At 37.8% G+C, this 21,986-nt stretch carries 16 protein-coding genes and 1 pseudogene; 14 read left to right on the forward strand and 3 right to left on the reverse strand.

The genetic code is table 11. From position 1 onward, the window contains the following. The 7 genes and pseudogenes from rsxA to K9N40_02000 all read left to right on the forward strand — a co-directional run bounded on the left by rsxA (position 1) and on the right by K9N40_02000 (position 7,914). The gene (gene rsxA / locus K9N40_01970) at positions 1 to 588 is read left to right on the forward strand and encodes an electron transport complex subunit RsxA (protein MCF7813229.1); all 588 of its coding nucleotides are present in this window, start codon (positions 1 to 3) and stop codon (positions 586 to 588) included. Between the two features lie 10 nt (positions 589 to 598). Then, positions 599 to 1,501 carry a Fe-S cluster domain-containing protein gene (locus K9N40_01975; protein MCF7813230.1) on the forward strand — a complete coding sequence of 301 codons (903 nt, stop codon included), beginning with the start codon at positions 599 to 601 and terminating at the stop codon, positions 1,499 to 1,501. A gap of 9 nt (positions 1,502 to 1,510) precedes the next feature. Next, the gene (locus K9N40_01980; GenBank protein ID MCF7813231.1) at positions 1,511 to 2,158 is read left to right on the forward strand and encodes a tetratricopeptide repeat protein; all 648 of its coding nucleotides are present in this window, start codon (positions 1,511 to 1,513) and stop codon (positions 2,156 to 2,158) included. A gap of 102 nt (positions 2,159 to 2,260) precedes the next feature. Further along, a complete protein-coding gene (locus tag K9N40_01985) occupies positions 2,261 to 3,157 on the forward strand; it encodes a hypothetical protein (protein MCF7813232.1) in 897 nt (298 codons plus the stop codon). A gap of 474 nt (positions 3,158 to 3,631) precedes the next feature. Continuing rightward, positions 3,632 to 4,162, forward strand: a pseudogene (locus K9N40_01990) (peptidylprolyl isomerase). Between the two features lie 611 nt (positions 4,163 to 4,773). Beyond that, the gene (locus K9N40_01995) at positions 4,774 to 6,024 is read left to right on the forward strand and encodes an NAD(P)/FAD-dependent oxidoreductase (protein ID MCF7813233.1); all 1,251 of its coding nucleotides are present in this window, start codon (positions 4,774 to 4,776) and stop codon (positions 6,022 to 6,024) included. A 549-nt stretch (positions 6,025 to 6,573) separates the two neighbouring features. Beyond that, complete coding sequence (locus tag K9N40_02000) at positions 6,574 to 7,914, forward strand: response regulator SirA (protein MCF7813234.1); 1,341 nt, start codon at positions 6,574 to 6,576, stop codon at positions 7,912 to 7,914. Positions 7,915 to 8,236: 322 nt separating this feature from the next. Here K9N40_02000 and kdsB read toward each other — a convergent pair whose 3' ends face one another. The 3 genes from kdsB to mnmG all read right to left on the reverse strand — a co-directional run bounded on the left by kdsB (position 8,237) and on the right by mnmG (position 11,882). Continuing rightward, on the reverse strand, positions 8,237 to 8,965 hold the full coding sequence (kdsB, locus tag K9N40_02005) for a 3-deoxy-manno-octulosonate cytidylyltransferase (GenBank protein MCF7813235.1): 729 nt from the start codon (positions 8,963 to 8,965) through the stop codon (positions 8,237 to 8,239). A gap of 2 nt (positions 8,966 to 8,967) precedes the next feature. Further along, positions 8,968 to 9,753 (reverse strand): hypothetical protein, encoded by a 786-nt coding sequence (locus K9N40_02010; GenBank protein ID MCF7813236.1) that lies wholly within the window; start codon positions 9,751 to 9,753, stop codon positions 8,968 to 8,970. Between the two features lie 275 nt (positions 9,754 to 10,028). Then, on the reverse strand, positions 10,029 to 11,882 hold the full coding sequence (gene mnmG, locus K9N40_02015) for a tRNA uridine-5-carboxymethylaminomethyl(34) synthesis enzyme MnmG (GenBank protein ID MCF7813237.1): 1,854 nt from the start codon (positions 11,880 to 11,882) through the stop codon (positions 10,029 to 10,031). Positions 11,883 to 12,064: 182 nt separating this feature from the next. On the opposite strand from mnmG, the gene K9N40_02020 reads away from it, so the two are divergent. The 7 genes from K9N40_02020 to K9N40_02050 all read left to right on the forward strand — a co-directional run bounded on the left by K9N40_02020 (position 12,065) and on the right by K9N40_02050 (position 21,980). Further along, entirely contained in the window at positions 12,065 to 12,286 is a 222-nt protein-coding gene (locus K9N40_02020) for a hypothetical protein (protein MCF7813238.1), read from the forward strand. Then, positions 12,225 to 12,515, forward strand: a complete 291-nt coding sequence (locus K9N40_02025) for a T9SS type A sorting domain-containing protein (GenBank protein ID MCF7813239.1) — start codon at positions 12,225 to 12,227, stop codon at positions 12,513 to 12,515. Before K9N40_02020 ends, K9N40_02025 begins: the two co-directional genes overlap by 62 nt. Positions 12,516 to 12,806: 291 nt before the next feature. Further along, positions 12,807 to 14,330 carry a proline--tRNA ligase gene (gene proS, locus K9N40_02030; protein MCF7813240.1) on the forward strand — a complete coding sequence of 508 codons (1,524 nt, stop codon included), beginning with the start codon at positions 12,807 to 12,809 and terminating at the stop codon, positions 14,328 to 14,330. A gap of 151 nt (positions 14,331 to 14,481) precedes the next feature. After that, positions 14,482 to 15,285: an RNA-binding S4 domain-containing protein gene (locus K9N40_02035; protein MCF7813241.1), complete on the forward strand. Its 804-nt coding sequence runs from the start codon at positions 14,482 to 14,484 to the stop codon at positions 15,283 to 15,285. 127 nt (positions 15,286 to 15,412) lie between these two features. Then, entirely contained in the window at positions 15,413 to 20,404 is a 4,992-nt protein-coding gene (locus K9N40_02040) for a hypothetical protein (GenBank protein ID MCF7813242.1), read from the forward strand. A 2-nt stretch (positions 20,405 to 20,406) separates the two neighbouring features. After that, entirely contained in the window at positions 20,407 to 21,420 is a 1,014-nt protein-coding gene (locus K9N40_02045) for a hypothetical protein (protein MCF7813243.1), read from the forward strand. Positions 21,421 to 21,485: 65 nt separating this feature from the next. Continuing rightward, complete coding sequence (locus K9N40_02050) at positions 21,486 to 21,980, forward strand: SLBB domain-containing protein (protein ID MCF7813244.1); 495 nt, start codon at positions 21,486 to 21,488, stop codon at positions 21,978 to 21,980. Positions 21,981 to 21,986: the final 6 nt, after the last annotated feature.

Below are 21,986 nucleotides of genomic sequence, written 5' to 3' on the forward strand. Positions count from 1 at the left end.
ATGGAATTCGTAGGAAATATTTTCGCGATGGCAATCGCCGCCATCTTTGTTCAAAACTTTGTACTCATGCGTTTTCTGGGACTTTGTCCCTATATTGGTGTTTCCAAAAAAGTAGATTCCGCTTTTGGTATGGGAATGGCAGTTATTTTCGTGATGACAATGGCTTCCACATTTACCTGGCTCATTCAAAACTATCTGCTGGTTCCACTCAATCTGGAATTCCTGCAGACAATCGCTTTTATTTTAACGATTGCTTCTCTGGTGCAGCTGGTAGAAATGATCATCCAGAAAACAGCACCGGCACTTTATAAAGCGTTGGGAGTTTTCCTGCCGCTTATCACAACAAACTGTGCAGTTTTGGGAGTTGCGATCCTTAACATTAATGAAAATTACAATTTTATCGAAGCAATTTTAAATGGACTTTTTGCAGGTTTGGGATTTACTCTCGTTTTAGTTCTAATGGCTGGAATCAGGGAAAAACTGGAAAAAGCAGAACTTCCACAAGCGATGAAGGGAATGCCGATTGCAATGATCGTAGCCGGTTGTATGGCTCTGGCTTTCCTGGGATTTTCGGGATTGAAACTGTAAGGGGAAAAACATGATAATAATTTATGCAATAATAGTTTTAGGAGTGCTGGGACTGATCTACGGATTGGGTCTGGCTTTCGCGTCCAAGAAATTTCACGTTCAAGTTGATCCCAAAATAGATAAGATCAATGAAGTACTGCCGGGAGTGAATTGCGGAGCTTGTGGTCTTGCCGGTTGCGGTGGTTATGCAGAAGCAATTGTGAATGGCGGAGAACCAATAAATAAATGTGCGCCCGGTGGTGATGAAGTTGTTGCCAAAATTGCTGAGATTATGGGAATCGAAGCTTCTGCTGCCGATAAAAAAGTAGCTCTGATCCACTGCCAGAGTGGTGGATACAACAACACTTTCTTCCGTTATGATTACCAGGGAATAAAAACCTGTAAAGCAGCCGTTCTGGTTGCCAAAGGGCCAAATCTGTGTAACTACGGCTGTGTTTTTCAAAATGATTGTATTGCCGCTTGTATGTTCGATGCCATTCATCTGGATGAAAACGGAATGCGCATCATCGATAAAGAAAAATGCACCGGCTGTGGAGCTTGTGTAACTGCCTGTCCTCGCGATCTTATCGAACTGGTTCCTATCAAAAAACGCGTTCATGTTTTATGTTCATCGCATGATAAAGGTGCCGAAGCCAGGAAACGCTGCGGCAACAAAACAGCTTGTATCGGCTGCAGTCTCTGCGCAAAGAAATGCCCTAAAGATGCAATTACAATGCAGGATGATCTCGCTGTCATCGATTATGAAAAATGCATTAATTGCGGAATGTGTGCCGATGTCTGCCCGACTGGTGCAATTTTCGATCCTTTAAAAGAAGTTCGTGCCAAAAAGAAAGCAGAAGCAAAAGCCAAAGCAGAAGCTGCAAAGAAAAAATTGGCAGACAAGAAAACCGCAGATAAAAAAGAAGATAAATAAGAGGTTTTTATGAAAAGCTTTTTCGAAATCCTGAAGATCAAGCGACTACGCTTGAAAGGTCAAAAACTCTTGACCAAAGGAGATTTCGAGAAAGCTTTTCCTGTTTTTCAGAAAGCTGTCTTGCTGGATAATTCCTACGAAAATATTTACAATCTTGCTCTTTGCCAAACAGCTTTGGGAAAATACGAAGATGCAGAAGCTTATCTGGACAAGATAAATCAGGAGATTCCCGGCAATGAAATGATCCTGCTAACTTTGGCTGAAACAAAATTGATGCAGAAAAAATGGCAGGAATCGATCGATCATTTCCAGAAATTAACCGAAATAAATCCGCGTTCTGAATCTTATAAAAAGTATCTTGCACTTTCCAAGGATGAAGTGGAAAGAGAAAAATATGTAAGCAGTAAAATGCTGCTTTTCAAAGCAACTGAAGCACTCCAGCAAAAAAAAGATGAGGAAGCGCTAAAACTGCTGATAGAAGCGGATGAGACATATCCAGAAAATGCTAATATTCTGAATAATATCGGCAGCATTTACATGTTGATGAAAGACTATAAAAATGCTTACAAATATTTCTCGGAAGCTCTCAAGTACGATCGGAATAACCAAAGAATAAAAGAAAATATTCTGGCAGCTCGCAGAAAAATAAAGAAATAGCTTCATTTGATAAAACTTGATGATGAAAAATTCTATCATTGACAAAAGAATGAAATTTGCAGATTCTTGCCAAAGTAAATAAAAACAGGTATGTAAGGAAATATGAAGAGAGTTTTGCTGCTGTTAATTCTGATACTGATCACTGGTTCTTCTTTTGCCAATATTTTCATCGATATGTATCATAAAGATTATGGCGTTATCAACCGCAGCGTGCTTGTCTTCAGCTCAAAACCTGAATATAAGATCATTGAAAATGAAAACGATATTCAGCTGAATATTGTGAATTGCACCAAAGATATAAATATTCAGAATCAACAATTTCTTCAAAGTGCCGTTATCGAATCTTTCGATTATTATTCCACCGAAGATAAAGTAATGGTGATCATATCCATAAATTCACAAAATCAATTGGAAAAACAAACAAAATACAGTCTGGAAAAATATGAAATTGAAGATGAAGTTTACAAATTGATCCTGGATGTTTATGCTACCAAAACTCCCAAGACTTACCAGGAATACAACAGTTTCGCCTATTTCTTTGAAGCTACGGGAAAACCTGATACTGCAAGACCTTATCGGGAAATGGCAAACAAATTGAAAGAAGAGCTTCCTCCTGAAACTGTTATTCAACAGGATCAGCAGATAACTCAGCAGCAACAGCAACAACAATCTTCCAAGAATCGTCTGGTTCGTTCTATCCAGAATTTCCTGACTCCGGGAACGATAATCCTAATTATTATTGCAATCATTTTAATAGCTGCGATTACTTTCACATTAGCTTTTGTTCTGAAAAAGAAAACCGCTGGAGTTGTTAGTAATAAAAGTCTGCGTCTTACATCTGGTTTCGGCAGTGAAGAATTTCGGCGAAATCTGATCCAGCTTCTGGAAAAGAATTTCTGGGGTGCAGAAGAAATTGCATTGGAACTGGAAATGAGTACGAACGATGTTTATCGTTCTACTGCTCCCGAATTTGCCGAAGAACTGGAAAAAGAAGAATAAAATAATATAATTAACTGTCATTCTGAGTTAACTTTTAGCTTTACCTGCGACTGAGTCCGGCGAAGCTTTGCCAAGCCGGAACGATCTCGTGAGATTTCTCTCAACTTTATTTAAAGAGGAAGTTGGACTTCACGTCTCGTGGAGTCTGTATGTTTCTGAACTTCGTCTGGAAGTTTATATTTAATTGATCGAGGACGATCAAAATGAAACTTATAGTTCAATCGAGACGAATGAACTAACCTTTCGTGAAAACAATTGAGATTCTTCCCACCTGTGTCGGCGAAGCTTGGCAGACCTGGTGGAATTGGAAAAAACTAGCAGCAAAGCTGCATTCCACAGGGCTGGCAGAATGACGAAATTTTTTATATTTAATCAGCGTTTATTTGCATTCATCTGCGGTTAATTTAATAAAAGAAATTGACTCATTTCTTTCTATACAAATATTCGATTGAGATAAATTAATGAGGAGGGCACATGAAAAACTTTCGATTAGTTTTTGTTTTATTTTTTATTTTCAGTCTAAACCTGATCTGGAGTCAAAGCATCGCACGCTGGTATACTTCGATGGGAGATTTTGAAGTAACATTGCGCGAAGATCTGATGCCGATTACAACAAATAACTTTCTGGACCTAACCAATTCAAACTTCTATGATAACCTGATTTTTCACCGTGTTATTGCAGATTTCATGATCCAGGACGGCTGACCACTGGGAACAGGCTACGGAGGTCCGGGCTATACAATTCCAGATGAATGGAATCCACTGGTAAATTATAATGAACCTTATGTAATCGGAATGGCAAACACTGGCGCACCAAATTCTGCTGGATCACAATATTTCATAACAGTAGAGCCGACAACCTGGTTGAATGGCGATTATGCTGCTTTTGGTCACGTGACAATGGGAAGCGATATCGTGGAAGACATCAGTGAAGTTCCTACAGATGCAAACGATAAACCGTTAGTTGACGTTGAGATCGACAGTGTGCGAATTATGACAGCACAATTTTACGGGTTCAGTCCCGAAGAAGATTCGCTTTATGTGAATGCCGGCGATCCGCTGGTTTTCGGAATGCTTACAAATGAACCGGATGTAACTTTCAGTTGGTACGTGGACGATGAACTTCAAACCGAAACAGGTTTTCTTTTCAATGTTTCGCTTACTGTAAATGGTTGGCATGAAATCGTGGGAATCGGTACAAAAAATGGCTATGATTATGCAAAAACCTGGTGGGTTGAAATAACAGGAGGTTCTCATCTTGATGATATTCTAACGGCAAACAAAAATGTTCTTCTGCCAAATTCACCTAATCCATTCAATCCGGAAACGAATATTTCCTTCTATTTGAATGCTGCTGAAAAAGCCGTTTTGAAAATTTACAACGCAAGAGGAGAATTGGTGAAAATTCTGGTTAATTCTCAGCTTACAGCCGGTTTCCATTCCTATATTTGGAATGGAACAGACTCTTCCAACCAAAATGTTGCCAGCGGAATTTATTATTATCAACTTCGAGCAGGAAATCAAACACAAACCCGCAAAGCACTTTTATTGAAATAAAAAATTACTAAACTCCCGATTCATCTTTTTGTGGATCGGGAGTATTATTTTGGATTTATATGAAAATAGCAATTATAGGTTTTGGCGCAGCCGCAATTGGTTACATCGAAAGAATTAAAAATTCGCCACATGAGATCCATGTTTTTGAAAAAAGCAAAGACATCTACTCTTCCAGTATTTCCGGTATTCGAGCTGATGGGAAATTATTTGTTTCCCGCGAAATGGGTGGCAGCATCGAAGTGGATGAAGCTTTGCAGAATAAGCTAGTACAATTTTATCTGGATAAGACTGATAATAATCAATTTGAGCGGGGAAGTTCATTCTCTTCCAAAACGTTTTACAAACAATTTTACGAGAAGGGGTTTCAACCCATTCATTCCGAATTTTATCATTTGGGAACAGATCAACTCAAACAGGTTTTATACAAAATTTACGAAGATTTCAAGCTTCATAAAAATATTTTTTTTCATTTCAGCGAAAATATAACCGATATCGAACCGATAGCTGGAAAAATCATTATTAATGCAAAAGATACTTTCGATAGAGTGATAGTTGCAGTCGGCAGAAGCGGTCATAAATTGGTTAAGAGGATCATTTCCAAATTTCCAAAACTGATCACCGATAATACCAGGGTCGATCTTGGTGTGCGTTTCGAGCTTCCCGATCATATCGTGGAAGAGTTGAATAAAGAAATGTATGAATTCAAGGTGAAATACCGTAGCAAAACCGGTTATATGGTGCGCACTTTCTGCAACAATCCCAGCGGTTATGTTGTCACCGAAACTTATGAAGATTTCGTTACTGTGAACGGTCATTCCAAACTGCATGAAAAAAGCAAGAATACAAATTTCGCAATCCTGACGACCGTTCAACTAACAGAGCCTTTTAACGATCCCGTCGGATACGGATCGCATATTGCTCAATTGTCGAACATTCTGGCAGGCCAGAATAAAGTGATCTTGCAGACTTACGAAAATTTTGTGAATTCCAAGCGTACAAAACACCTTTATCGGGTTCTTCCCACTTTAGATAGTAATAGTTTTATTCTGGGAGATATCAACCTGGCTTTTCCGCGCCGTATTGCGGAAAGTATAATTGATTTTATCGATAATCTGGATAAAGTCGTTCCCGGAATTGCCAATGGTGACAATCTGCTTTACGCTCCAGAAATCAAATTTTATTCAAACTTGCTGGATAATAATCATTTTAATAATTTGAAATTCATTGGAGATTGTTCCGGTGGCACCAGATCGATAATTTACGCCACAGCTCATGGCTGGCAGATGGCAGAAACAACGCTGGATGATTGAAGATTTACGATTGAAAAAGCTCCCCTTTGTAAGGGGAGAAGAGAAACGAAGTTTCGAAGTGGGGTTTTAGATTGAAGATTGAAAATTTGAATTCCTTATTTCTCCCTTGTTAAGGGGAGATGCCGACAGGCAGAGGGGTTATTGATTTACGATTTTAGATTTAAGAATGATAAAGCTCCCCTTTGTAAGGGGAGAAGAGAAACGAAGTTTCGAAGTGGGGTTATAGATTTAAGATTTACGATTGAAGATTTACGATTTTAGATTTAAGAATGAAAAGCTCCCCTTTGTAAGGGGAGAAGAGAAACGAAGTTTCGAAGTGGGGTTATAGATTTAAGATTTACGATTTACGATTGAAGATTTACGATTTTAGATTTAAGAATGAAAAGCTCCCCTTTAAAGGGGAGAAGAGAAACGAAGTTTCGAAGTGGGGTTTTAGATTTAAGATTTATTTAATTATCAGATTCCTTATTTCTCCCTTGTTAAGGGGAGATGCCGACAGGCAGAGGGGTTATCTAAGATTGAAGATTTAATTAATCATCAGGAGGAGTCATGAAAACATTCAAATGCGTAATAAAACGCAGCGGTGCGAAAGTTCCTTTCAAACTGGAAAGAATTGCTAATGCTATTTATCGAGCTGCCGTAGCTGTAGGCGGTCGCGACAAAGAAAAGGCACAATTTCTGGCCGAACAGGTTTTGCAAAATCTCCGGAAAAATTTTCCAGCCGATCATGATCCTCATATCGAAGAAATTCAGGATTGCGTAGAAAAAACTCTCATCAAAAATGGCAACGCACAAGTAGCAAAAGTTTATATTTTATATAGAAATGAGAAGAAGCAAAAACGCGATGACAAAGCTCTGAAAGCATCTATTCCCTCTCAAAATATTCCCTGGTCCAAGTTGTGGAAAATCCTGGATTGGACAGTCGATCACGATCTGCATACAATTGAAGCAATTAATAAGCATATCAGGAATAAACGCTTTCCCCATGTCATCCACGAATGTGAAGAACTTTATCAGGAAGACATCGGCATAGCTGCCAAAATGATCGCAGAACGTGGTGATGATTTGAAAATGGTTTTCGTGAGCGGTCCATCATCTTCCGGTAAAACAACGACAACTATCAAACTGGAAGAAGATCTCAATAAAATTGGTTTGAAATTCAAAGCTTTTGTAGTGGATAATTATTTTTTCGATCTGGCTATGCATCCCAAAGATGAATTTGGCGATTATGACTTTGAAACACCGCAGGCTCTGGATATTCCGCTCATCAACGAACATATCAGCAAATTGTGTAACGGCGAAGAAGTGCTGATTCCATTTTATGATTTCAAAACCGGAACACGTCATTTGGAACGTTCCAAAATGAAACTGAAAAAAGGTGAAATTCTGCTGATTGACAGTCTGCATGGATTATATCCGCCCATGAGTGAAAGTATTTCTGATAATCAGAAGTTCAAAGTTTATATCGAATCGCTTTTGCAGGTTAAAGATAATGATGGAAAATACATTCGCTGGAGCGACATTCGCATGATGCGCCGCATGCTTCGTGATGCCAGCCATCGAGCCTACAAGCCTCAGCAGACTTTGGAACATTGGCATTATGTTCGCGCCAGTGAGATGCGTCACATAATTCCCAATCAGACTAGAGCTGATTACATCATTTCCAGCGGAATGCCCTATGAATTGCCACTTTATAAAGCCAGTTTGTTTGCCGAATTTGAAAAATGGAAAGATGCTTATCGGAACAATCCTGAAAAGGAAGATGCTGATCTGCGAGCTCAAAGAACCTTTAATGTTCTGAAACAATTCGAAGCTGTTGAAGACGATTCTCCTGTTCCAAAAGATTCGGTTCTGCGTGAATTTATTGGCGGAAGCAAATACGAGTATTGAAGATTGAAAAAGCTCCCCTTTTAAGGGGAGAAGAGAAACGAAGTTTCGAAGTGGGGTTTTAGATTTAAGATTGAAAATTTGAGTTCCTTATTTCTCCCTTGTTAAGGGGAGATGCCGACAGGCAGAGGGGTTATCTAAGATTGAAGATTTACGATTGAAGATTTACGATTTTAGATTTAAGAATGAAAAGCTCCCCTTTGTAAGGGGAGAAGAGAAACGAAGTTTCGAAGAGGGGTTTTAGATTTAAGATTGAAAATTTGAGTTCCTTATTTCTCCCTTGTTAAGGGGAGACAGAGTGACGAATCGTTAGTTTTGTTCGTTGCTACTTTATCAACAATTTCTCAGCTTTTTCCAAATCTTCCGGTGTATCGATGCCGATTCCCTCATATTCCGTTTCGATCATTTTGATGCGAATGCCATTTTCCAGAAGTCTCAGCTGTTCTAATTTCTCAATCTCTTCCAATTTACTTTTCGGCATATCCACAAATTTAAACAGCATTTCACGCCGGAAAGCATAAACACCTACATGTTTATAATATTGTGGAGTCTGATTTTTATCACGATCGAAAGGAATGACAGAACGGGAGAAATAGAAAGCAAAATTAGCTTTATCACAAACGACTTTTACCTTGTTGAGATTTTCAATGTCTTTTGAAATTTCGTGCATTAAGGATGCAACCTGCACGTTTTCATTATCGAAAGAAGCGATCAGATTTCGTAATGGCTTGCTAGAAATAAAAGGTTCGTCACCTTGAATATTCACAACTATATCAGCATCTTTGCAGCATTCCAATTTGAGGCAAACTTCAGCAATTCGGTCAGTTCCGCTCTGATGTTTTTTACTGGTAAGTGACACTTTCCCGCCAAAACTATCTACTGTTTCATAAATCCGCTGATCATCTGTTCCCACTACAACGCAGTCGAACAATCCGGTTTTTACAGCTCTTTCATAAACGTGTTGGATGATAGGTTTATTGCCAAGTTTTGCCAATAATTTTCCGGGAAATCTGTTGGAATCATAACGGGCAGGAATTATTGCAATCGCTTTCATTTTTACCTCAAGATCATTTCAAGATATACCTTGTAGCTGCGTAGATTATCTTTTAATTCGGATGTAACATAGCTGCGAGTGACCTGCATCTCTTCCAGTTTCAATCTAGTTTCAATAGCGATTTTTTTAGTAATATTTTCATCTTTGCTCAGAAGCTGGGATTGCACATTTTTTTCCAGATATTTTGCCAGTTCAAAACGTGCTTCTTCAGTTGCTCTCTGCCAGGCAGAAATCAGGTTGGAAGAACTCTCGGAAGCATAACAACGAATTCCATTTTCATCCACTTTCAGGCCATCATTCTCATACCAATCGGGAAAATTTGCAATGAACTTGGTTGTGCACAAACTGGATAAACTATCACCATTTTCAGCAAAAAGTGCCAGATAAAATTCGTAATAAAAAGCTTCGTCCAAGAGTTGAAGATTTTCGTAGATTCTTTGTGTTTCTTCCGGTGAAGAACTCACATTCAATTTGAATTCTGCCGAACCACCCTGAAGATAATTTTCTTTATCGGTGGAAGCAGCTTTTTCAATCGTGTAAGAAGCTTTATTTCTGCTGTGAACTATCGTTGCCATTTGCTTGGCAGCATCTTTCATTTGATCTTCATAGATCGTACGAGATGCAATTCCTATCACACAATCTCTTCCTGCTGGAATTTGGTAAACCCAGGCTGGAAGTGGTTCTTGTACTATTTTTTTAACTACTTTTGGTGGCTTCGCTTCCGGCTTTTTGGAAGCGCAACTAACCAACAAAACTGCAATAAAAATCAACAAAATTAATTTTTTCATAGTTCCACCTAAATATCAAACTTACTTTGTCATCTTGAGGAATCCTGTTGCATTACTTTCCAAAAGATCTCCTGAAATTTCTTTTAGCTTTATTTCTCGCTTTGTATGTAAAAGAGATTCTTCCAAAGAACATCGTGCATGAAACGTCCAACCTTCGCAAAGCTTCTGCCTTCGTCATTGACTACGGCATGACAAGTCGGCTTGGCAGGCCCGGTGGAATTGGAAAAGCCAGCAGCAAAGCTGCATTCCACAGGGCAGGCAGAATGACGATTAAATCACTCATCTTTACTCTTCACGAACACATTATTTTTCTTTAACCAGACCATTAATGATGTAATGTCGGTATGATTAACTCCCGAAATTCGGGAAGCCTGACCCAGCGAAGTTGGTTTGATCTTATTCAATTTTTCACGCGCTTCGTAGGCGATGGAATCGATCTTCATATAATCGATATCGATTGGAATTGGTGAATTCTCCATTTTCTCAAACTTCTCGATCTCCGCCAATTGCCTATTCAAATAGCCTTCATACTTCACTTCCAACGTCAATTTCGTTTTTATTTCTTCACTCACATCATCAGCGATTTTATAACCAAACCTTTCTAAATCGTCAAACTCTATTTCCGGTCTTTTTAAAATATTTATCAGTTTTGTCGGCTCGCGCAGCTCTTCCATTTTCTTTGTTTTCTTGTTGGAAAGCTTCTGCATTTCGCGCTGGAAAATCTCTCTCATTTTACTGAATTTCTGCCAGCGCATATCGCTTACTAAGCCCAATTTATAACCAGTCGGCATCATTCTTTCATCAGCATTATCCTGACGTAAAAACAAACGATATTCAGCTCGAGAAGTAAAAAGTCGATAAGGTTCTGTTGTTCCCTTTGTTACCAAGTCATCCAGCAGGACTCCCAGATAGGAACGTGAACGATCAAAGATCATGGGATCTTTTTTATCCAAAGAAAGAACAGCATTTATTCCTGCTGCCAAACCTTGAGCTCCAGCTTCTTCATAACCCGAAGTTCCATTGATCTGACCAGCTAAATACAATCCGGAAATCTTCTTACTTTCCATGGTAGCCTTTATTTCGTTGGGAATTATGTAATCATATTCAATTGCATATCCATAGCGGATGATCGCAGCTTTTTCCAAACCCGGAATGGAGTGTACAATTTGCGTTTGAACTTCCGGCGGCAAGCTGTTGGAAATGCCATTCACATAAGCTTCAAAAGTGTTTTTTCCTTCCGGCTCGATGAAAACCTGATGATGTTCTTTGTGAGAAAATTTAACTATTTTATCTTCGATGGAGGGACAATATCGCGGTCCAACTCCGTCGATAAATCCGCCATAAAGCGAAGACCTTTTTAAGTTTGAATTGATTATCTTGTGCGTTTTGGGATTGGTAAAAGTAAGGTAACAACTCACGGAATTATCCAGTTTGATATCTCGATAAAAGGAAAATCCCTGTGGATCTTTATCACCGGGCTGTTCATCCAATTTGTTGTAATCCAAAGTTCGCAGATCCACACGCGGTGGACTTCCTGTTTTAAATCTGGCAATTTCCAATCCCGATTTTATCAGCGATTCTGAAAGTTTGTTCGAAGCAGGTTCTCCTGCTCTGCCGGCACTATAATGAACTTCTCCTACATGAACCAAACCACGCAGAAAAGTACCGTTTGCCAAGATTACTTTGGGAGCAAAATAGCTTTCTCCCAGATTAGATTTTACTCCAATTATCTTCTTTTTATCGGAACTCAAGATCAATTCATCGATGATCGATTCTTTGATCTCCAAATTGGATTGCTCCTCCAAAGTGTGATGCATGAAAATGGAATATTGGGTGCGGTCATTTTGGCAGCGTGGAGCCCAGACAGCTGGACCTTTTTTGCGGTTCAGCATACGAAACTGAATTCCGGTGATATCAGCCGCTTTACCGATCTGTCCACCCAAAGCATCAAGTTCCCGTGCTAGATGTCCTTTTGCTGGTCCACCCACGCTCGGGTTACAGCTCATTCTGCCGATCGATTCGATCTTGATAACAATAATGAGCGTGTTCGCTCCCATTTTGGCAGCTGCCATCGCTGCTTCAATGCCGGCATGACCTGCTCCAACCACGATAACATCGTATTTTTTCATATTTCCAATTTTCATCTTTTCCAAATCAATTGAATGAACTTAGATGTCAAGTTTGATAAATTCGCTTGCATCCCACGAAAAATATTTATTTTCAAAAATCAACAAAAAAAACTATAATTTCATTTTTGCCAAGCCCATGAATTTTTAACCTGTGAAATCAATTCAATTTCACTGGGTTATTCATGGGAAAAACAAGCAAAACCTTTTATAGTAAACATTTCAATGGTTTGTTATTTGTGCAAACGGTTGAAACCGTTGACCGATATATTTCTCTTATCAAGATTCTGGCCTTTGTTTTTGCTGGTCACGCCGGTATAATTGAACAATATCCTAATATAAATGTTGAGGAAGAAATTATCCCGAAAGCAGATATTACTTTTAATATCTATCCCAAATCCGTTTAATCCCACTGTTACTTTCAAAATTAAAGCAGAAGATTATGACAATCTTCAAATTGAGATTTTTAACGTAAAAGGGCAAAGGATAAAAACCTTGCCTGTCATCCTGAGCGGAGTAGAAGGGTCTATCACCTGGAACGCCGAAAACCAAGCTTCCGGTGTGTATTTTTGTAAGCTTGTAAACCTCGAAACCAAGAAGCAGCTTGCTTTGCAGAAAGTAACGTTATTGAAATGAAATCCACCTTGAAAAGGTTTCTCTCAATTCAACTTCGTGCTTAACACTTTCAAGGTTCAATCCAACTCTGAAAGTCTTAACTGGCAGAATTCTCGAATGAAAGCTTTTCAGAGTTTATTCTTTATGAATCTTTGTTTCTTTCCGGTTGTCCTTAACTCTAATTTCCTTTTGAGTCAATTCCAACTGATCAAGTGATAAGCTCTTCATTTATTAACAGTTTCTTTTTTGATTTGACAAAGAACCGCTATCCAAAAGTTTAGAACAAGTTATTAATAATATTGGAGTTAATTTATGGCAAAGCAGGCAAGAACTGCAATAACACCGACTCGGGAAGAAAATTATCCTGCCTGGTATCAGCAAGTGGTAAAAGCAGCAGATATGGCAGAAAACAGCGATGTTCGCGGATGTATGGTCATCAAGCCCTGGGGTTATGCGATCTGGGAAAATATTCAGCGTGAACTGGATGACAAATTTAAAGAGACCGGACATGTAAACGCTTATTTCCCTCTGTTTATTCCCAAAAGTTTTTTTGAAAAAGAAGCTGAGCACGTGGAAGGTTTTGCCAAAGAATGCGCGGTTGTTACACATTCCCGCCTGGAAGATGACGGCAAAGGCGGCTTGAAACCAGCTGGTCCACTCACCGAAGAACTCATCGTGCGACCTACCAGTGAAACAATTATCGGAGCATCTTTCAGTAAATGGGTAAATTCTTATCGCGACTTGCCACTACTTATAAATCAATGGGCAAATGTGGTTCGTTGGGAACTGAGAACTCGACTTTTTTTGAGAACCACTGAATTTTTATGGCAGGAAGGTCATACAGTTCATGCTACAAAGCAGGAAGCGATAGATGAAACAATGATGATACTGAAATTGTATGCAGATTTTGCCCGGGAGTTTCTGGCGATGCCCGTTATCGAAGGCGAAAAGACCGAATCGGAAAGATTTCCCGGCGCAGAATCTACCTTTACTTTTGAAGCAATGATGCAGGATAAGAAAGCTCTGCAGGCTGGAACTTCTCACTTTCTGGGACAAAAATTTGCCAAAGCTTCCGAGATAAAATTTCAAAATGCAGAAGGTTTTGAAGAATTTGCCTGGACTACTTCCTGGGGCGTTACAACCCGATTGATCGGTGCTCTTGTAATGACTCACAGCGATGATAATGGACTGATCCTTCCTCCCCGCATCACACCAACTCATGTCGTTATCGTTCCTATCTACCGAAATGAAGAAGAAAAGAAACTGGTGATGGATTTTACCAATAACCTGATCGAAAAAACTAAAGTGCTCCGCTATCATGAAAAGAAAATCCAGATTCATGTGGATGATCGTGATCTGCGGGGTGGCGAAAAACTGTGGGAATGGATAAAAAAAGGTGTGCCAATTCGTTTGGAAATCGGTCCTCGTGATATTCAAAATAATTCAGTTTTTATGGGAAGACGAGATAAAGCACCCAAAGACAAAAAGAGTTTAAACGCTGATGATTTTGTAAAAAATATAACTTCCATTCTGGATGAAATGCAGATTAATATCTATCAGAAAGCTCTGAAATTCCGAAAAGAAAATACTTTTGAGATTGATGATAAAGATGAATTCTATAAATTCTTCACTCCAAAAAATGAAGAAAATCCCGAAATTCACGGCGGATTTGCCTACAGCCACTGGTGCGGAAATGCAGCTTGTGAAGAAAAAATCAAAAACGATCTGAAAGTTACTATTCGCTGCATTCCATTAGATTCTAAGGAAGAATCTGGTAAATGTTTTTGCTGTGGAAACGATAGCAAAAAGCGTGTGATTTTAGCGAAATCATATTAGGTCAACTTCCGAATGTTACAGAAATCCTGTATCTTCGGAATGTTTGATATAAATTTATGAAAACTAAAATAACCCCTCTGTTCTGTTTAGAAGAGCAGAACATCTCCCCTTAACAAGGGAGAAACTTAAGGAAAAAGGATTTTAATATAAAATGAAATTCTGGATTGATAAAGACGGATTCATCTATTTGTTCCAGGCACTCAAAGCAGCTGGAGCGATCCCAACTTATAAAGAAGTAAGTTTTGCTATAAAACGTGGCCAGGTAATGGTAAACGATGAAACCAGTTTTAAACAGCGTCATGTTTTAAAAGGTGGTGATACTGTAAAATATAAACGCCTTCACATGAAAATAATGGAACGAGATGATCTGGGTAGAACCAAGAAAGACATTTTGCGTGAAACTGAACCGGAAGGAAACGTTCGGCATGGCAACTTGAAAGGTTGGAAAGCAAAACCGCTTATAAAAGAGATCAACATTGATACAGAACTTGCAGAAACATCACGCAAAGTACATGAATTACTCACCAAAAAAGAATTAACACTAAGTTTAGCAGAATCTTGTACCGGAGGAATGATACAGGAAATTATTACTCAATATTCTGGTTCTTCATTATATTTTATGGGTGGAATAACTTCCTATGCAGATAGTGCGAAGATAAAAATATTGCATGTAAAAAGAGATACATTGAAAAAACACGGTGCTGTCAGTGAAGAAACTGCCATCGAAATGGCAACAAATTGTGCTGAGATTTTCCAATCTACAATTGCGGGTTCAGTTACCGGAATTGCGGGACCTACCGGAGGTTCCAAAAATAAACCTGTGGGAACTGTACATATCGCACTTTATATTGATGGAAAAGTTATTCAAACTAAATATGTTTTCAGTGGCGATAGAGAAATGATTCGCAAAAAATCAACTCATACCCTATTTAAATTGATTTTAGAAAATATTTAATGCAAATTTAATTTATAAATATATATAATGTCACCAACTTACAAAAAAAATGAGTTTCACCTTGAAAAAAAGTTCTTGTCAAGAAGTCGGCAGAGAATTTTGTGAGGTCTAAGAATGTGGGGTATTGATGCTTAGAAAGCTCATTATTCTGGTAAGTTTGTTTTTACCATTATGTCTTCTGGCAAATTCGTTTGAAGTTATTGAAATGGAAGAAGATTATTTAATGGTAAAATTTACTCTTCCAGATTATCAAATTGAGAAAGTTGAAAGAAATAGTGTACAATATGATCGCATCTTTTGTAAAGGCGCTGCTTACACAAATGATCGTGATCGTTATGTACTGCCATTTTTTGGTGAAACTATCGGTTTGCCAATTGATGGAAATATGCATATTCGCATCATCGATCAGCATCAAACCAAAATTTCCACAAATTTTTTATTGCCTGTTCAAGAATCTTTTTATGAAGAAAATCCAAATGGAAGAAAAAAACAGAGATCAAACGAGCTTTACCCTCCCCTATTATTAAAGAAAAACGAACCGGCATATCTGGGAGATAGATATTTTTGTGGATTCAGTATTTTTCCTTTTCAATATAATGAAGCAACTAAAACAATAAAAGTAACTACAGAATTAACTTTTAGAATCGACATCGAAGGTGTCGATAACGGGCGATCTACATTTACAAGAAGTGAAAATTTCATCGATAAATACGGAGACGAATTTTTCCTGAACAATCGTTTTTCGCAAAATTGGCGAAGACCGCGGGAAAACACTTCTGGTTCTTATTCCAGCAATCGAGACGGCGATCTTGTTAATGAAGTTCAGATTATTGTAGATGAAGAAGGAATCTATAAAATAACTCGCCAAATGCTGCAGGATGCGGTATCCGATCCTGAATTTCCCATCGATTTTGAAATGGCTTTCGATTGGAATGATATCGATCCACGTTTTCTGGAATTGAGAAATGAATATGGTGTTGTTCCCATAAACTTTGTTGGTGAAGCTGACGGTTCTTTCGATTCAAATGATTATTTCGAATTCTTCGGAGACAGGCATAACGGCGATAATGAATTCAACGACGATTTTACAGCAGAAAACGTTTATAATCTTTCTTTAGAAGATCATTTCGGAAGCCGCATGGCTATCGAAAATGGTGGTTTGAATGCCGTAAATCCGAATGCCATAACTGTGCCAACCTCCTTCCTGCAAACTGTAAGAATTGAACAGCAAAGCTTGACCGATCTTCTGGTTGCTCAATGGGAATTTAATACACCTAATTTCTTTAGAGAAGATATCTGGTTCTGGGATAAAATTACTGCTCCCAGCCTGCATGCCTATCCTTTTGATATCCAATATCCGGTTGAATCAAATAGCCGTCGATTTACTGCAGAGGTTTGTTTGTTTGGTCTTACATATAATCGTTATAATTACGAAGAAATCAATCATAAAGCTCAGATAAATATCAATGAAACACTGATCGACATCGATGAATGGTATGGTCAAACTGAAAAGATATTGAACAACAACGATAATCCACTTGTAAATCTTCATTTGCAGCATGGAGAAAATATTCTTTATGTAAATCTTCCAGGAATTCCCGGCATTGAAAATGAAAGCGTTTTACTTGATTATCTTGAATTGAATTACTGGCGTGAATATAAAACAGATACGAACTATCTCCATTTTCAACGTCCTCCCGATCAATCCTCAGGCATCTATGAATTTGAACTGGAAAATTTTTCCACTCCCGATATTTCAGTTTACAAACTCGGCTCCAGTAAATTTGAAAATGTACTCATAACTCCTGACGATGATACAGGTGGTGCGCCATACATGGCTACTTTTCAAGACAGTATAAACCTGGATTCCTTTGAATACATCGCTGTTACCGACAGCATGAAAAAAGTTCCGCTAAAGATTCAGCCAAATCTTCCGTCATCTTTGCGTGATCCTATGAATTCAGCGGAGTATATCATTATTACTGCTCAAGAATTTAAGCAGAATGAATTTTTGCTGCAGTATAAACAAGTTTGGGAAGATGAAGGTCATGTTCTTAAGATCGTATCCGTAGAAGATATATTTGACGAATTCAATGGTGGTATTCGATCTGCAGAAGCAATTCGAGATTTCTTGAGCTATGCCTACAATAACTGGAGTGCTACATTACTTTCTCACGTGTTGCTGTTGGGTGATGGCCTTACTGATGAACGAGATAACAGTCCACTTCGTGGAAACAATTTGATCCCTTTCAAAAACGTTTGGGTTGAAGCTCGTGGTGCTATTGCCAGCGATAATTGGATGGCTTGTATTATCGGAGACGATCCGGTAGCCGATATCAGTATCAGCAGAATCACGATCTGGCAGGAAGATCAGATCGGACCTGTTTTGGATAAATCTATTTATTATAAAAATACAAATAACTTTGAAGATTACTGGCACAGCAATGTTACACTTGCAGCCGGCGGAAATCCAGGTGAAGGCTCTTTTTTCGCTTTGCAAAGTGAAAATGTTCGTCATACTTGGATACCAGACAAGTTCAACGTAAAAAGAATATATTGTAATGTGCAAAATCTGCCCTCAGGATATTTTGGTAACACAACCAGTCTAATCAGCAATATCAATGACGGATCTGTTTATGTTCAATTTATGGGTCATGGTGGCGGCTATGTCTGGGCAGATTATAACCTTTTGAATAAATATGATATTAATACATTTAATAATGAGAATTATCCACTTGTATCCAGCCTTTCCTGTTATGGTTCGGCTTTCAATTTTGCCGGCTCCTCCTGCATCGGAGAAGAACTGATCCTTACACCGGGCAAAGGAGCGATCGGACATATCGGTTTTACAGGTTATGGCTATTTGAATGCTGATGAATATTTTGCACTTAAGATCAATCAGGCACTTTTTGGTCTTAACATGTCGAACGTAGGTGAAATAGTTGATTTCACCAAGGCACAATTCTATGCCCATTATGGAAATGGTGCAATTGGTAATGCTTTAACAAGCGGTTGCGCACTTCTGGGCGATCCATTTATCAACATTTACATTCCCGATGAAACAGTTGATATTGAATTGAATGATCATAACCTTGCTGTTGGTGATACATTGCAATTTTCAGCATTTGTAGGTAATGATATCGAAGAAGGAAAATTCGTAATCTATGATGAAAATGATATTCAACTGCCTTTGAATCTATATTTTCCCTTTAATATTCCAAACACAAATGGTTATATTAATGGAAGTTTCATAATTCCTGATGAATATAGCGGAATTACGAATCATTCAGTAAAACTTTTTGCTCAAGGACCAGAAAAAGAACTGGTTGGAATTGACGACTATTCGATTGGTCAAGCGGTGCTTTCCAACCTGACAATAACTCCCGAGCAACCAACAGAATATGACGAAATAATGATCGGAGCTGATTTCTTCGATGAAGATGGAATCGATCAAGTTAAGTTTTATAATCTTTCCGAAGGATATGCTTTGGATATGGTAAATGTGGAAGATAATTATTATCAGCTAAACCAGATACTTCCTCCACACATTCCCGGCAGTGATATCGACTTCCGATTTAAGATCTTTGATGCTATCGGAGACTCAACTACAACTGATAATTATGAAGTTATTATTGCAGGACCTGATCTCTGGTTGGAACATATTCAGTTATCTGAATTTAATAATGAACCAGCAGTTAAACTTTTTATGCGAAATATTGGTGAAATCGATGCTCCCGGATTCAACCTTAGAATATATGATGCTCTGGATAATTATAATCTTCTGTCTACTCAAAGTATCGATCCTTTAGCAGTATCAGAAGGAAGATGGGTTTATGTTCCGCTTCCACTTATGAATAATTTCTCTAAATTCTTTGGAATTATCAATCAATACGGTGAATCTTTTGCGGAGATCACTCTTTCAAATAATATGCTGCTTTCCGATATATATCAGATGAATATGTATCTGGCACAAAATGGCACAGTAGCTACCTCTCTTGATAACAATTTTGAGTGCGAATTTTCGTCGGAGATTAACAGTTTGCAACCAATTATTTATATTAATGAAAATGATTATTTGCAACCGCTAAATCAGCCTGACGTTTCCACTGTTGTGCTTCCTGATACCACATATTCCAAAGTATATGAAGTGGGAACTTTGAGTGAAGATATTTTAGCAGATTCAATTGGTCATTTTGTGAATAATGGCAGTATGACAATTCGCATAAATTACAGCTCTACCGATTCTTTAACTCAGTATCTGGAAAACCAGAATAATTTTAATGTTTATCGCTGGGAAGATTATTATGAAAAATGGATAAAAATCGGTGGAACGCTTCACACTGATGAAGATTATATCGAAGTAGAAGTTGATCGAATAGGAACTTACACTATTTTACACAATCAAGATACTACCATTCCTTTTGTAGAAGTAAACGTCGAAGATCAGGAATTGACGCAAACTTATGCTTCACTAAGCAATCCTGATTATATTAAAGTTGGCTATATAGCAAAAGATGGAATTATTTCATACACTATCTTCGATAAAAATGGTATTGATATTTTTGACAGAAAACTATCGCTTCAACTGGATGATGGAACCAATGTAACAGACATAAATGAAAATGAATTTTCTTTGACTGCAACCTATAACAAATTAACAGAATTACCTGTAAAATATCAACTTCCAGATTTGGCAAAAGGCCAATACACTGTTATCCTAAATTGCCATGATGTTAATGGAAATCCCAAAAATATGGTTTTCGAATTTTCGGTAAATTCCAAATTTGATATTTTAAATTTTGCAAATTATCCAAATCCAGTTGAATCAAACACTTTGTATCCCGAAAATGAAGGACGAACCCGTTTTACCTATGTATTAACAGATGATGCCGATGAAGTTTATATTAAAATCTATACCGTAAGTGGAAGATTGGTAAAAACATTCAGAGATTTACCAAGTGCTGTTGGTTATCATGAGTTTCCACGCTCTGATATTGGTTGGGATTGCCGAGATAATAAAGGACATTACCTGGCAAATGGCGTGTATTTTTATAGAATAACAGCAACCAAGGGAAATAAGCGAATCCAGAAAACTCAGAAAATGGCTATTTTAAAATAATTATGAAAAAATATATTTGGTTATTGATTCTAATAAGTTTGGCAGTCGTCCAGCTTCATGCTGGATATTATGCTGGTGATTTCATGGTGATCGGAAACGGGGTAAGGCCTCTTAGTATGGGAGGAGCTTTTTCGGCCGTCGCAAATGATTGTTCAGCAATTTATTGGAATGCGGCTGGACTGGCTCAAATTAGAAAATCCGAGTTAAGCATTAATCATTCATTCCTATACGGCAACCTGGCTTCTTATGATAATTTCACTTTTTGTAAACCTTTGCCAAATGACGTAACAGTAGGTATAAACTGGACTCGATTATCTATCTCCGACATTCCCGTATTCCTGGAAGAACACCTGATTTACAATGTAGATTTCAGAAGTTCTTTTCTGGAATTTAATCTACCAGGCCAACCAGATGACATGATAAAGAGCGCTGATGATCTTTTTCAAATTGCATTTGCCAAACATCTTCATAAAGATCTTTACTTAGGATGGTTATTTCTGGAATTACCGGTTGACTTCAATTTTGGAATCAGCGCAAAATATTTAAATCGTAAAATAGACGAATATAAAGGTTCTGGAATTGGCTTCGATGCTTCCATATTATTTAAAACCAGTTTAGCTGTAATTATTGGAAGAAGCTGGTTGGGAGAATTTGCTTTTGGCTTGAATTATCAGGATATCAGCAATACAAAAATCACCTGGAATACAATGTCTAATCACTCAGATGAAGTAGAAGATAATGTAAAGTTGGGATTCGCTGTTATCCAACCTATTAAGAAATTTAATTCAGAATTGGTGATTGCTGCAGATATCGATTATATTTATGATAATTGCAATCATTATGGAATCGAATATAAATGTAAAGATTTAGTTTCAATGCGGATGGGTATCAACGACAATGATTTTACAACAGGCCTGAGTGTAAAATTGTATGATATAAACATTGATTATGCTTTTACAACCAATGTTATTGGTAATACAAATAGGATAGGGTTAAGATATGAATTTGACAAGTGATTTCACTTATTATCTTGACGGTAAAAACTTAATGAATTTGTTAGGAAAACTTAAAGGAGCTTTTCGTGATTAAAAGAATATTAGTTATTGCAATGCTTATGCTGATTGTTTTGAGTGTAAATGCTCAAACTGAAACAAGCACATCTACTTCCAGTTATAATACTGGTTCCGTTTATATGTATTCAGGAACATTGGAAGGCACAGAACTTCTTAAAATTAAAACTTATATCTGGGGTCAGGTTCGAAAACCAGGTCTTTATATCGTACCAGATGATACAGACCTTCTTACACTAATATCTTCTGCCGGCGGACCTACAGAAAATGCTAATCTTACAAAAATAAGAATTATTAGATCTGTAGAAGGTGAAGAGAAAGTAATGTGGGTCGATCTTCAGGAATATATTGATAACGGCGATTACAATTTAATCCCAAAATTGCAACCTGGTGATACTGTTATCATTTCAGGTTCAGCTTATTATGCATTCACAAAAGCAGTTGCCTGGATTTCCCAGATTGCAGTTATTTTGTCAGTATACATTTCGGTAAATAATATACAATAAATAAGG

It is taken from the genome of Candidatus Cloacimonadota bacterium (genome assembly GCA_021734245.1).
GTDB lineage: Bacteria > Cloacimonadota > Cloacimonadia > Cloacimonadales > TCS61 > B137-G9.